Origin of the sequence: Inhella sp. (genome assembly GCF_027532025.1) — a bacterium.
Classification (GTDB): Bacteria; Pseudomonadota; Gammaproteobacteria; order Burkholderiales; family Burkholderiaceae_C; genus Inhella.
The window spans coordinates 1-13331 of the sequence record NZ_JAPZSY010000068.1; the positions used below are offsets into that span (position 1 = coordinate 1).

General features: G+C 67.2%; 8 protein-coding genes. 4 read left to right on the plus strand and 4 right to left on the minus strand.

Annotated elements, in window-relative coordinates; translation table 11 throughout:
• Positions 1-292: 292 nt before the first annotated feature.
• From O9335_RS10055 to O9335_RS10070, 4 genes are all read right to left on the minus strand, one after another.
• Positions 293-2152 carry a carbohydrate-binding module family 20 domain-containing protein gene (locus O9335_RS10055; RefSeq protein ID WP_298387374.1) on the minus strand — a complete coding sequence of 620 codons (1860 nt, stop codon included), beginning with the start codon at positions 2150-2152 and terminating at the stop codon, positions 293-295.
• A gap of 311 nt (positions 2153-2463) precedes the next feature.
• Positions 2464-4257, minus strand: coding sequence for an ABC transporter substrate-binding protein (locus O9335_RS10060; protein WP_298387378.1), 1794 nt, complete (start codon positions 4255-4257; stop codon positions 2464-2466).
• Positions 4254-6047 carry an ABC transporter substrate-binding protein gene (locus tag O9335_RS10065; protein WP_298387382.1) on the minus strand — a complete coding sequence of 598 codons (1794 nt, stop codon included), beginning with the start codon at positions 6045-6047 and terminating at the stop codon, positions 4254-4256. Before O9335_RS10065 ends, O9335_RS10060 begins: the two co-directional genes overlap by 4 nt.
• Before the next feature lie 13 nt (positions 6048-6060).
• Positions 6061-7863, minus strand: a complete 1803-nt coding sequence (locus O9335_RS10070; RefSeq protein ID WP_298387385.1) for an ABC transporter substrate-binding protein — start codon at positions 7861-7863, stop codon at positions 6061-6063.
• Positions 7864-8165: 302 nt separating this feature from the next.
• Here O9335_RS10070 and O9335_RS10075 point away from each other — a divergent pair, with 302 nt between their 5' ends.
• The 4 genes from O9335_RS10075 to O9335_RS10090 are packed head-to-tail and all read left to right on the plus strand — an operon-like array spanning position 8166 to position 13320.
• Positions 8166-9104 (plus strand): ABC transporter permease, encoded by a 939-nt coding sequence (locus O9335_RS10075; RefSeq protein WP_298387388.1) that lies wholly within the window; start codon positions 8166-8168, stop codon positions 9102-9104.
• Positions 9101-10129 (plus strand): ABC transporter permease, encoded by a 1029-nt coding sequence (locus O9335_RS10080; protein ID WP_298387391.1) that lies wholly within the window; start codon positions 9101-9103, stop codon positions 10127-10129. The genes O9335_RS10075 and O9335_RS10080 overlap by 4 nt, the downstream gene beginning before the upstream one ends.
• Before the next feature lie 8 nt (positions 10130-10137).
• Positions 10138-11820: an ABC transporter ATP-binding protein gene (locus O9335_RS10085; RefSeq protein WP_298387393.1), complete on the plus strand. Its 1683-nt coding sequence runs from the start codon at positions 10138-10140 to the stop codon at positions 11818-11820.
• 36 nt (positions 11821-11856) lie between these two features.
• Positions 11857-13320 (plus strand): wax ester/triacylglycerol synthase family O-acyltransferase, encoded by a 1464-nt coding sequence (locus tag O9335_RS10090; RefSeq protein WP_298387398.1) that lies wholly within the window; start codon positions 11857-11859, stop codon positions 13318-13320.
• Positions 13321-13331: the final 11 nt, after the last annotated feature.

Here is a 13331-nt window from a genome sequence, read left to right on the forward strand (position 1 = left end):
CCGGGGGGGTGTTCGGCGCTGAGACTGGGGGGCCCGATGACCCGATCGCCCGCCCGGCTCCATCGGCCATGTATCTGTAAACTTGGATGGCAAAACGGGAGAGGGGCGGGGCTGGCGCCGCGCCCTTCTCGGGTTTTGCTCATGCCCGTCCGCTTGCAGGCGGCCGGTCCTTCGTGCGGCGTCGGACAGGACATTGGTCCTGTCCTCGGTCCTGCTCATGCCCGTCCGCTCGTAGGCGGCCGGTCCTTCGTGCGGCGTCGGACAGGACATTGGTCCTGTCCTCGGTCCGCACTCAGAACCTGAAGCTGCCGTCGTTGCGGGATTGGGTACCGCCCGCCGCGCAGGTCGTGAACTCGCGGTTGAGCGAGGTCGTGGCCTGGTCGCCTTCCCAGCGCGTGCTGGTGCCGTTGCGCTTGATGTACTTGTACTGAACCTGGGTGTTGGCGGGCAGGGCCACGGTCAGGGTCCAGGGCGAGTTGGCGGTGCTGCCTTGGATGTTGAGCTTGGGTGCGCTGGCCGGGGCCCAATTGCCCAGGGCGCCTTGGTTGCCGGCGATGTGCACGTTCTCACCCCACACCGTGTTGGCGTTGGCGATGGTGAAGGTCACCGCGCAAGTGCCAGTGGGCGGGGGCTGCACGCTGCTCAGGCGCTGCCCTTCGTGCAGGGCCACGCCCGGGAAGGCACCGCCGCCATCGGCCGGGATGTTGAGCGTTGCGGTGCCGCTGCTGGAGACGGTCACGCTGTCGCCCGTGCACCCGGTGCCGGCGGCGTTGCGCTCGCCGGTCAGCACGTTGCAGTAGGTGCCCGCGGGCAGGCCGGTGGCGAAGCTGCGGCTCCAGGCGCTGGTGCTGTTGTTCAGGGCCACAAAGCCTTTGGTGCCTCGGCTGAAGGCCACTTGGCTGACGCTGCCGGTGGTCCAGTTGGTGACGGGATGCCCATTGGTGACCGAGCGGAACTTCACCATGTTGGACACCGGACGCCAGCGGTGCACGAAGTCCCACACCACGTTGATTTGCGCGACGCCGTTGCTGTAAGGGCTGACGGTGGGGCGGTCGGCGTCCTTGACGCTGAAGCGGTAGCCCGACTGCACCTGCGCTTCGCCATAGCCCTGGGCCAACATGAAGACGTTGGCCAGGTCGTATCGCGCGGTGCCACGGGTGTCGTTGGTTTGCCCGCTGATGTAGTTGCTGGCGTTGAGCGAGTCGCCGCTGTTGCGCTCGGTGTCCCAGTTGTTCAGGAACACGGTGGCCTGCTGCGGGGGCAAGAAGCCCCAGGCCCCGCCCCAGTTGCCCCAAGAGCCCATGGCCGCGGGAATGCTGGCCAGGTTTTGGCCGTTGGCGTTGCGGAAGGCGTCGCGCATCAAGTACGTGTACTTGAACTCGTTGATGGTGCCGATGCCCGCGTAATCGGCGCGGTTGGTGGCGCCGTCCGGGATGATTTCCTGGGTGATCCAGATCTCTTCGCCGGACAAGGTCTTGGGCTGACGGGCCTTCACGGCGTTGATGATTTGCGCCAAGGCGCCGGGTGGCATGTGCTTGGCGGCGTCGATGCGGAAGCCGTCGAAGCCCATTTGCAGCAGCTTCACCAGGTAGTTGACGATTTGGCCTTGCACGTAGGCGTTTTGCGTCGCCAAGTCAGGCAAGCCCCCCAGGCGGCAGTTGCGCACGCGGTCCACCGTGGCGGGGCTGTTGTAGTCGCCGTCGGCGATGACGCAGTTCGGGTTGAAATCGTTGGCGCTGAAGGCGGGGTAGCTCAGCGTGGTGCCGTTGTAGGCGCTGCCGTCGGTGGCGGTGCCGGTGCCGTCGGCCAGCTGGTTGACCACGATGTCGGCATACACCCGCACGCCCGCGTTCTTGCAGGCCGTGACCATGCTGCGCAGCTGGGCCTCGGTGCCCATGCGGCTGGTCAGGTTCAAGTAGTTGACCGGCTGGTACACGCCCCACCAGCCCCCAGCCACCTTGGAGGCGTGTGGCGGCGAAATCTGCACACCACCGTAGCCCTTGGGGCCGAGCCATTGCTGGCACTCGGTGGCGATGTCGTTCCAGCTCCATTGGAAGAGCTGGACGGAGGTGTCGCGCGGGTTGAGTGCCGAGGCGGGCAACGAGGCGCTGGCCAAGCCCAGGGCGGCCAAGGCCGCCCAGAGGGGGCGCAAGGGGCGATGGGAAGAGGCGGGGGGGCGGGAAACGTGAGACATACCAACTCCTGGAACCGGAACGATTGAGGGGGTACTGCTGCGAACGCTGGCCGGGCCCGACCTCATCGGATCGGATCTCTCGGGTTCAGCGGGCGCGTAGTTTTGCTACGGGTTCAGGTTGGAGCGATAGGGGGAACCCGCGCTTTTACCCCTTCTGTGACATGTAGTTGCACAACAAAACGTAGACCGAATCTCATGTTGTAGCGCAGCATGGCCAAGCCAGAAACGCCAACGGCCCCCGCAGGGGCCGTCGATGCGGCAGTGCAGCATCAGCCCCGGGCCAGGCGCTCGAGGTCGATGTCGAGGTTCTGAAACAAATCAACCCAAAACAGCTGCCGCCGGTAGCCGATGACCCAAGGGTGGGCCATGTCGTTGACGATGCGGTGCACGTGCACCTTCATCGGCATGAAGGCCACTTGGATGCGTTTGGCCTCGTGGAAGAGGGCGTCGCGCTCGGGGCCGTCGGGCAGCAGCATGGCGCGCTCGTACAGGCGGTCGAAGGGCTCGTGCTTGAAGCGCGAGTAGTTTTGCTGGCCCGCTTGCGGCCCGTACAAGCGCTGCAGCATGCCGATGCCATCGGGATAGCTGGCCGTGCTGCCGAGGTACCACAGCTGCAGCTTGCCCGCTCGCGCCAGCTTGAGCTGCTCGGGCCATTTACCCGTGATGAACTTGGGCCTGATGCCCAGTGCTCGCAGGTTGCGGTTCCAGAGTTCGTCGAACTGCCGGCTCAGCGCGTCGGGTTGGGTGGCGATTTCGACCGTCAGCGGGCTGCCGTCCGGGTGGCGGCGGAAGCCCTCGGCATCGCGGCGGTCGTAGCCGTACAGGTCCAGCAGGGCCTGGGCCTTGGCTGGGTTGTACTCGCCGTTTTCGCTCTTGAACGCCGGGTCGTAGCCCGTGGTGTGGGGCAGCACCAGGCTTTGCGCCACCACGGCCTGCCCGCGGCGCACGCGGCGGATTTCGGTTTGCACGTCCATCCCCAGGCTGATCGCTCGGCGCAGGGCCACGCGGTGCGGCTCCATGCCGCCCAGCTGGGGGTCGTCCATGTTGAAGAAAGTGAAGGCGCAGTCGGCGGCGGGCAGGCGGAAGAGTTGGATGCCTTGCTTGGCCAGGTTGGGCGCCACTTGGCCGCCGGGCAGGGCGACGTTGACGAACTCGGGCGGGATGCGCTCGATGAAGTCGTGCTCTTTGTTCAGGAAGCTGAGCCAGCGCGGTTGGCTTTCTTCGATGGGACTGATTTCCACCCGGTCGATCAAGGGCAGTCGCTTGCCCTTCATGTGCGCGGCGATCTTCAGCGCTTCGGGGTCGGTGGCGGCGGTCTCGTAAAAAACCTCGCGGTAGCTGGGGTTGCGCTCCAGCGCGATGAAGCTGCTGCGCCGCCATTGCGCCAGGCGGTAGGGGCCGGTGCCCACCGGATGGCCGGGGATGTCGTCGCCATATTCATCGACCACCTCGCGCGCCACGGCGCCGAAGAGGTCGCTCTGTGCCAGCACCTCGACCAGGCGCGGGCGCGGGGCTTGGAGGCGGAACTGCAGCGTGTGCTTGTCGATCGCCCGCAGGCCTTCGAGCGGGCGGTCGTAGTCGAAGCGGCCCGAGCTGGCTTGGGCGCGCCGTTCCGACAAGCCGACGATGCCCATCTCGTCCACCGTGGGCCACATGGGGCTCACCGTCTTGGGGTCGGCAAAGCGCAGCAGGCTGTAGACGAAATCTTGCGCCACCAACTCGCGGCGCTGACCGCCGAAGGCCGGGTCGTCTTGGAAAAAGACGCCAGGCCGGATGCGGATGGTGTGCACGGTGAAGTCGGCGTTCACCTCGGGCATCGCGGTGGCGATGCGCGGCACCAGCCGCGCCGGGCGGGCGAGCGGGTCGTAGCCGTACAAGCCCTCAAAGATGTGGCTGGTGACGATGCGCGAGTAGATGTCTGAGATGCGAGCTGGGTCGAAGCCCGTCTCGGCGATCTGGAACGCCATGCGGAACACCTTGCGGCCCGTGTTGGCATGGGCGCGGGCCGAGGCCAGCAGGGGCAGGCCGGTGGCGGCCAGCGCTTCGCGACGATTCAAGGTCATTTCGGCACCCGTGTGGGATCGATGTCCACGTATTCCCACCAGTGCTGCCAGAACACGGGGCGGCGGTAGCCGCTCAGCTGGGCGCGCTCGATGTCCAGGTGGAAGCGGTGGCCTTTGAACTTGTAGGGCATGTAGGCGTTGCCCAGGTCGCGCAAGCGCGTCATGGCGGCCTGGCGCTCGGGGCCGTCGGGCAGGGTGGCGATCTGATCGAACAGCACGTCGGCTTCGGGCAGGCGGAAGCGCGCGATGTTGTTGCCGCCCGCGTGCACGCTGGCCAGGCGCGAGGCCGCCGAGCTGATGTCGGGCTGCGCCGACGAGTAGGCCACCATCCACATCTGCAGCTTGCCGCCACGCGCGATCTTGAGCTGCTCGGGCCACTTCTTGGTCACGAAGGGGATGCACAGGCCGATGCGCGTCATGTCCTTGTTGAACAGCTCGTCGATCTGGCGCTGGATGCCCTCGGGCGTGGTGGACATGGTCACGCGCAGCGGCTGGCCGTCGGGCGCCTCGCGGCAGCCGTCGCCGTCGCGGTCCACGTAGCCGTAAACGTCCAGCAGGGCCTTGGCGCGGGCCGGGTCGAAGTCGCTCATCGCGCTCTTGAACGCCGGGTCGTAGCCCGTCGTGCCCGGCGGGTAGGTACCCTGGGCCGGGATGGCCTGGCCGCCGCGCGCCACGCGGATCTCGCGCTGCACGTCCATCGCCAGCCCGATGGCCCGACGCAGCGCCACCTTCTCGGGCGCGAGCCCGCCCACCACCGGATCCTCCATGTTGAAGAACATCAGGAAGACGTCGGACCCCAGGGTGCGGTGCAGGCGCATGCCCTGCTTGGCCAGGTTGGGCGCCAGGCGGCTGTTGGGCGCGGCGACCGAGAAGAAGGGCTCGGGCACACGCTCCAAGAAATCTTGCTCGCCGCGCAGGAAGCTCAGCCAGCGCGGCTGGTCTTCGGCCAGGATGCTGATCTCGACGCGGTCGATCATCGGAATCCGACGGCCTTGGAAGCGCGCGAGCAGGGCCTGGCCCTCGGCGTCGTCGGCGGCCGGCTGGGCGTCGTAGTGGCGCTCGCGGTACGCCGGATTGCGCTCCAGCGCGATGAAGGAGCCCCGGCGCCACTGCGCCAGCTTGAACGGCCCGGTGCCCACCGGGTGCTCCATGAGGTCCTGCCCCTGCTTCTGCACGTGTTCCACGACCTCGCGCGCCACCGCCCCGAACAAGTCGGACAGCGCGATCTCCTGCGGGAAGCGCGGGTTGGGCTTGTCCAACTGGAAGCGCAGGGTGTAGCGGTCCAGCGCACGCAAGCCCGGCACCACGCGGTCGTAGGGGAAGTCGGTCTTCTTGGCGCTGGCCTCGTCGCGGATCGCCTTCAAGCCCGTGAGGTTCCAGGCCTCCACCGTCGACCAGGCCGGGGCCGCGTTCTTCGGGTCGGCGAAGCGCTGGATGCTGTAGACGTAGTCGGCGGCGGTGAGCTCGCGGGGCTTGCCGCCGAAGGCCTCGTGGTCCTGGAAGTAGATGCCCGGCTTGACCTTGACCGTCCACACCGTGAAGTCGGCGTTGGGCTCGGGCAGGGCCTCGGCCGTCAAGGGCTTGAGCCGGGCGGGACGCGCCAGGTGGTCGTACGTGATCAAGGCCTCGAACAGGTGCGCCGTGACCATACGCGAGTACAGGTCGCTGAGTTTGACCGGGTCGAAGCCGGTCTCGGCCACGCGGAAGGCGTAGCGCAGCACCTTGGGCTCTTCCGCCCTGGCGGGCAGCGCGAGCGCCAGAACCAGCAGGGGGGCGAGCCAGGCCTTCATCGCGGGGCGCCCATCAGCGCGACGCCGCGCGACTTTGCTGGGCCACCGGGTCCACATCCAGGTATTGCCAGAAATCGCGGCGAAAGATGTTGCGCTCCAGGCCCGTCACCCATGGCTGGGCCATGTCCGTGAAGATGCGGTGCACGTGCACCTTGTAGGGCATGTAGGCCACGGCCATCTTGTTGAGCTGCGTCATCACCGCCAGACGCTCGGGGCCGTCGGGCAGCGCGCGCTGCTGCTCGTACAGCGCGTTGTACTCGGGCAGGTTGAAGCGCGAATGGTTGCTTTGGCCCGCGTTGGGCCCGTAGCCCAAGGTCAGGAAGGCGTCGCCGTCGGGCACGCTGGCGCTCCAGCCCACGCCCCACATCATCAACTTGCCGGCGCGGCTGGCCTTGAGGTTTTCGGGCCACTTGGCCAACTTGAACTGGATGCGGATGCGCAGCGCGTCCATGTTCTTCTGCCACAGCTCGGCCAGCGCGCGGTTTTGGCTGTCGGGCTGGGTGGCGTACTCCAGCACCAGCGGGCGGCCGTCGGGGCGGTCGCGCCAGCCGTCGCCGTCCTTGTCGACGAAGCCGTGCAAGTCCAGCAAGGCCTTGGCCTTGGCGCGGTTGAACTCGCTCATGCTGCTCTTGAAGGTGCTCGAGTAGCCGTAGGTGTTGGGCGCGATCAGGCCCTGGGCCGGGATGGCCTGACCTTTGCGTGCGAGCCGAACCTCCTGGTCCACGTCGACGCCCAACGAGATGGCACGGCGCAGCGCCACCTGCGCGGGGCTCGTGCCGCCCACCATCTCGTTCTCCATGTTGAAGAAGGACACCGCCACGTCGGCGCGGGCGTAGCGGTTCATCTGGATGCCGCGCTTGGCCAGGTTGGGCGCGAGCTGGCCGTTGGGCATGGCGATGCTGGCGAAGTCGGCCGGCACCTCTTCCACCATGTCGGCCTCGCCGTTCATGAAGGACAGCCAGCGCGGCTGGTTCTCTTCGATGATGGACATCTCCACGCGGTCGATCATCGGCAGCTTGCGGCCGCGCAGTTTCTCGGCCAGGGCCTGCAGGTCGGGGCGGTCGGCCGGCGCGGTTTCGTTGAACACCTCGTCGCGGAAGTGCGGGTTCTTGACCAGCACGATCTTGCTGGAGCGGCGCCACTCGTCGTTCTTCAGCATCCAGGCGGCGGTGCCCACCGGGTGCTCCATGATCTTGTCGCCGTAGAACTCCACCACCTCGCGCGCCACCGCGCCCACAAAGGGGTCGGCCAGGTTGTGCATGAAGCGCGGGTCGCCCACCTTCATCTTGATCTGCCAGCGGTACTTGTCCAGCACGCGCAGGCCCTCGACCTCGCGGTCGTAGTCGAAGGGCTTGCCCTTCAGCGCCTCAGCGCGCAGCGCGTCCAGGCCCAGGATGCCGGCGTTTTGCAGGATGTAGAGGTTGCCGCTCTTGAACTTGGGGTCGTAGTGGCGCTTGATGCTGTAGACGTAGTCGGCCGCCACCAACTCGCGCTTCTGGCCATTGAACGCCGCATCCGGCGCGAAGAACAGGCCGGGACGCACCGTGAAGGTCAGGGTCTTGAAGTCGGCGCTGACCTCGGGCAGTTCGCAGCCCGAGGGCTCCAGCGTGTAGGGCCGGGCCAGGTACTGGTAGCGCAGCGGGGCGTCGAAGATGCCGGCCGTGACGGTGCGCGAGTACAGGTCGGTCACCTGGGCCGGGTCGAAGCCGGTTTCGGCCACGCGGAATGCGTAGCGGAACACCTTGGGTTGGGCTGTGGCCACCGTGGACACCACCAAACAGCACGCGGCCAGCGCCGCCACCATGACCTTCTTCATCGCCTGCACACCTTCGTCAGAAGCAGCACAGCGCCGCGGCCTTGTGGGCGCGGCGCTGCGAAAGGCGGGAAGTGTAGGCAGCGGCAGGCTTTGTCGCGAGGGCGAAGGCCCGGACGCGGGAGGGGTTTGCCCGCATACCACCCGGCCAAGCCCCTTTTGGCCCCAGGCTTACCCCATCGGCGAAGCCAGCCTTCTCGCCTAGACTGCGCGCCGATTCCGGCCGCAGCCGGCGTCGCATCTCCACCCCGCTTCGGCGGGGTTCGTTTTGTTGATTGGCGCGTTGACGAAGAAGGGGCCGACCCATGGCGGCTTATCTGATCCGACGCCTGTGGCAAATGATTCCCACGCTGCTGGGCGTCGTGCTGCTGGTGTTTTTCCTGTTCAAGTGGTTCGGCGGCGACCCGGCCGAAATCCTGGGCGGCCTGGCGGCCACCGAAGAACAGATCCAATCCATCCGCGAGCAGCTGGGCCTGAACAAGTCCACGCCCGAGCAGCTGTGGATCTTCATCCAGCAGATCGTCACCTTCGACTGGGGCAAGAGCTGGGCCACGAACGAGCCGGTGAGCCAGCTGTTCGCGTCGCGCATGCCCGCCACGCTGACCGTGATGGTGCCCATCCTGCTGCTGGAAGTGCTGCTGGCCATCCCCATCGCCATGGGCGTGGCCTACGTGCGCGGCAGCCTGACCGACCGCGCCATCATGGTCGTCACCACGGTGGCGGTGTCCATCTCGCTGCTGGTTTACGTCATCGTCTTCCAGTACGTGTTCGCCTTCCGCCTGGGCTGGTTCCCGGTGCAGGGCTGGACCGACAGTTTCTGGACCAACCTCACGACCTACGCCCCGCTGCCGGTGATCGTCGTCAGCCTGGTGGCGCTGGCGCCGCAAACCCGCCTCTACCGCAGCTTCTTCCTGGATGAGTTGGGCCACGACTACGTGCGCACGGCCCGGGCCAAGGGCCTGACCGAGGGCAAGGTGCTGATGAAGCACGTGCTGCGCAATGCGCTGATCCCGATCATGACCAACGTCTCGGTGCTGCTGCCGGGCGTGTTCGTGGGCTCCTTCCTGATCGAGGTCTTCTTCTCCATCCCGGGCTTGGGCCGCGAGATCTTGCTGGCCGTCAACCGCTCCGACTACCCCGTCATCCAGGCCTTTGCCATCTACCTGGCCGCCATCACCATGGTGGTCAACCTGATCACCGACCTGCTCTACAAGTGGGTCGATCCGCGAGTCGTTCTGAAATGAGTGCCGCTGCTGCAACCCCCTCGCAAGGCGTCTGGGCCCTGGCCTGGAAGCGCCTGAAGGCCGACCGCGTCGGCATGGTGTGCCTGGCCATCGTGGCCGCTTTCGCTGTGCTGGTGGCGCTGGCCGCGCTCGACGTGGTGGCCAAGAACTGGCAGAAGGAAGTCGGCGTGCCCAACGCGCCGCCGCACCTGGTGGGCCCGAAGCCGCCCGAGGCGGTGGGCGTGATCGCCGTGCCCACGGGCCCGAACGTCGACATCTCCGACATCGACCCCCTGGCGCCCAAATACAAGGAATGGGAAGAGGCCGCCAAGAAGTACAAAACCGAAGAAGCCCCGCGCGCCGAAACCCTGCCCCTGGGCGGCGACCGCCTGGGCCGCGACATCCTGCAAAAGGTCATCAAGGGCGCCGAGGTGTCCATCGTGGTGGGCCTGCTGGCCGCCTTGGTGGCCACCACCATCGGCACCTTGCTCGGGTCCATCAGCGGCTTCTTCGGCGGCAAGGTGGGCGACCTGCTGGAGTGGGTCTACAACGTGTTCACCGCCATCCCGTCCATCCTGCTGATCTTTGCCTTCGCGGTGATCTTTGGGCGGGGGATCATGAGCGTGGTGCTCATCTTGGGCCTGACGGGCTGGACGGGCGTGTACCGCCTGGTGCGCGCCGAGTTCATGAAGCACCGCCAGCGCGAGTACGTGCGCTCGGCCGAGGCCATCGGCGCCAGCGTGCCCTCGCGCATCTTCAAGCACATCCTGCCCAATGTCTCGCACGTCTCCCTGGTGCAGCTGAGCCTGCTGGTGGTGGGCTTCATCAAGAGCGAAGTGATCTTGAGCTACCTCGGCCTGGGCGTCAGCGTCGACCAGGTCAGCTGGGGCACGATGCTGTCCGAAGCGCAAAGCGAATTGATCCTCGGCTACTGGTGGCAGCTGGCCGCCGTGACCTTCTCGATGGCCGTGTTCGTCACCGCCTTCGCCCTGTTCACCGACGCGCTGCGCGACGCGCTCGACCCGAAGCTGCGAGGCCTGGAATGAGCACGCCCATGAGCTCCCTGTTGTCGATCCAAGACCTGAAGGTCGCCTTCCGCACCGGCAAGGTGGACGGCGTGCAGCAGCGCGCCCTGGCCGTCAAAGGGGTCAGCTTCGACATCCCCGAGAACAGCACCGTGGCCCTGGTGGGCGAGTCGGGCTCGGGCAAGTCGGTCACGGCCATGTCCATCTTGAACCTGCTGCCCGACAACGCCGAGCGCAGCGGGCAGATCCTGTTCCAGGGCCGCGACCTGCTGACCACGCCGATGCGGGAGCTGCAAGGCATCCGCGGCAAGGACATCGCCTGCGTCTTCCAAGACCCGATGAGCTCGCTCAACCCGGTGTTCACCGTGGCGCAGCAGCTCAGCGAGCCGCTGATCAAGCACCTGGGGATGACCCCCCGCCAGGCTTTGGCCCGGGCCGAGGAGCTGCTGAACGAGGTCGGCATCCCCGAGCCCAAGCGCCGCCTGCACGCCTACCCGCACGAGATGAGCGGCGGCCAGCAGCAGCGGGTGATGATCGCCATGGCCTTGTCGTGCGAGCCCAAGCTGCTCATCGCCGACGAGCCCACCACCGCCCTGGACGTGACCATCCAGCGCCAGGTGATGGACCTGATGCGCAAGCTCAAGGACAAGATGCGCATGTCCATGCTGTTCATCAGCCACGACCTGGGCGTCGTGGGCGAGATCAGCGACCACGTGGTGGTGATGCGCCACGGCGAGATCCGCGAGAAGGCCCCCGTGGCCGAGATCTTCAACGCCCCGCAGGACGCCTACACCAAGGCCCTGCTGGCCTGCCGCCCCAGCCTGACCGACAACCCGGCGCGCCTGATGGTCATCGACGACCACATCGCCGGCCAGGCGGCGAAGACCGAGGCCAAGGCCAAGGACCCGAACGCGCCGGTGGTGCTGCAGGCCCGTGGCCTCAAGAAGAGCTTCTGGTTCAAAGAAGGCCTGTTCGGCAAGAAGGAGTTCCAGGCTGTCAAGGGCGTGAGCTTCGACCTCAAGAAGGGCCACACCCTGGGCGTGGTCGGCGAGTCGGGCTCGGGCAAGACAACCATGGGCCTGACGCTCCTGCGCCTGCACGAGCCCACGGGCGGCGAGGTGCTGTTCGACGGGCAGGACCTGCTGAAGATCGGCGGCGCGGCCTGGCAAAAGATGCGCCGCCGCATCCAGGTGGTGTTCCAGAACCCCTACGCCAGCCTGAACCCGCGCTTCACCATCCAGCAAACCCTGCTGGAGCCCATGCAGATCCACAACATCGGCGCCAACGACGAAGAGCGCCTGGCCAAGGCCAAGGCCCTACTGAAGAAGGTGGACCTGCCCGAGGCCGCGTTGGCCAAGTACCCGCACGAGTTCTCGGGCGGCCAGCGCCAGCGCATCGCCATCGCGCGCTGCCTCACGCTCGACCCCGAGGTGCTGGTGCTCGACGAGGCCGTCTCGGCGCTCGACGTCTCGGTGCAGGCCCAGGTGCTGAACCTGCTCAAGGACCTGCAGGACGAGCTGGGCCTGAGCTACATCTTCATCAGCCACGACCTGGCCGTGGTGCGCTTCATCAGCGACGAGGTGCTGGTCATGCAGCACGGCGACGTGGTGGAGCAAGCGCCAGTGCAAGAGCTGATGAGCGCGCCGAAGCAGGAGTACACGCGCAAGCTGCTCGGGGCGATCCCCAGGGGCTACGAAGGCGCTGCGGCCTAAGATGGCCCGGACCCCGCATGGGGCCGGGAGCCATCGATGAAGCAAGTGCCGGGCCTTGATGCCCTGTTTCTGCACCTGGAAACGCCGGAGATGCCGATGCACGTCGGCGCACTCCACCTGTTCGAGCTGCCGCCGGGCTTCCGCGGGCGGTGGATCAATGCGCTGCGCAAGCACCTGCAGTCCAGGTTGCCGCACGCCCCGGCGCTGCGGCGCCAGCTGGCCGAGCTGCCGCTGAACCTCGTCAACCCGGTGTGGGTGGACGTGATGCCCGACCTGCGCCTGCACGTGGTGCCTCACACCCTGGAGCCCGGCGCCGGCCTGGCGGCGTTGCATGCCGAGGTGGCCCGGCTGCACGTGGAGCTGCTGCCGCGTGACCGCCCGCTGTGGAAATTCCACGTCTTCGAAGACCTCACGCCGGGTGACAACGGCCGCAAGCGCGTGGCGCTTTACACCCAGCTGCACCATGCCGCCGTTGACGGCCAATCGGCCGTGGCCCTGGCCGAGGTGTTGCTGGACCTGACCCCCGAGCCGCGCGAGCTGCCCGCCCCAGGCAAGCGGCGTCCCAAACAGCCGCAACTGGGCACGGTGGACCAGTGGCGCCTGGCGCTGAGCGAACAGGCCAAGCAGTTCATCGACCTGGCCAAGTCCTTGCCGGCTTCGGCTGGCACGCTCACCCAGGTGGCTGGCACCGCGGCCGGCCAAAGCCTGGCGCGCACGGCCAAGAACGTGATGGCCCGCCTCACGGGCGGCAGCAAGGTCAAGGCCGAAGGGCACAGCATGCTCAACCTGGCCCCGCGCACGCGCTTCAACGTGGCGGTGTCGGCCACGCGCAGCTTTGCCTCGCTCAGCCTGCCACTGCCGGCGTTGCAGGCCGCCCGCAAGGCCTTGGGCGCGAGCTTGAACGACGCCGTGCTCTACCTGTGCAGCACGGCGCTGCGCGAACTGCTGAAGGATGCGGGCGAGCTGCCCCGCAAGCCGCTCATCGCCGCCGTGCCCGTGTCCATGCGCGAGGCGGGCGACGCCAGCGCCGGCAACCAAGTCACGATGAGCAGTCTGAGCCTGGGCACGCACCTGGCCGACCCCAAGAAGCGCTTTGCCCACATTCGGGCGGCCACCGAGCACATGAAAGGCGGCTTGGCGGCGTTGAAGAGCCTGATGCCCACCGATTTCCCGTCCATCGGTTTGCCCTGGTTGCTGTCCACCGCCGCGCGCGCCTGGGGCGGCGTGGCCGAGCGCATCCCGCCCGTGGTCAACCTCGTCATCTCCAACGTGCCCGGCCCCTGCGTGCCCCTGTACTTGGCGGGCGCCCGCATGCTGACCAACGCCCCGGCCAGCATCGTGGTGCATGGCATCGCGCTGAACATCACGGTGCAGACCTACGAAAAGCACCTGGAAGTCGGCTTGATCGCCTGCGGCGAAGCCTTGCCCGACATCGACGTGCTGGCCGCCCAGATGCGCGCCGCCTATGACGGATTCATCGAATTGGCGGCGGCCGATTGAGCCTGCCGGAC

Excerpts from the sequence above, each read along its gene's own strand:
- O9335_RS10090 (WP_298387398.1), top strand. The coding sequence starts at position 11,857 with ATGAAGCAAGTGCCGGGCCTTGATGCCCTGTTTCTGCACCTGGAAACG.
- O9335_RS10080 (WP_298387391.1), top strand. The coding sequence starts at position 9,101 with ATGAGTGCCGCTGCTGCAACCCCCTCGCAAGGCGTCTGGGCCCTGGCC.
- O9335_RS10060 (WP_298387378.1), bottom strand. The coding sequence starts at position 4,257 with ATGACCTTGAATCGTCGCGAAGCGCTGGCCGCCACCGGCCTGCCCCTG.
- O9335_RS10075 (WP_298387388.1), top strand. The coding sequence starts at position 8,166 with ATGGCGGCTTATCTGATCCGACGCCTGTGGCAAATGATTCCCACGCTG.
- O9335_RS10085 (WP_298387393.1), top strand. The coding sequence starts at position 10,138 with ATGAGCTCCCTGTTGTCGATCCAAGACCTGAAGGTCGCCTTCCGCACC.
- O9335_RS10065 (WP_298387382.1), bottom strand. The coding sequence starts at position 6,047 with ATGAAGGCCTGGCTCGCCCCCCTGCTGGTTCTGGCGCTCGCGCTGCCC.
- O9335_RS10070 (WP_298387385.1), bottom strand. The coding sequence starts at position 7,863 with ATGAAGAAGGTCATGGTGGCGGCGCTGGCCGCGTGCTGTTTGGTGGTG.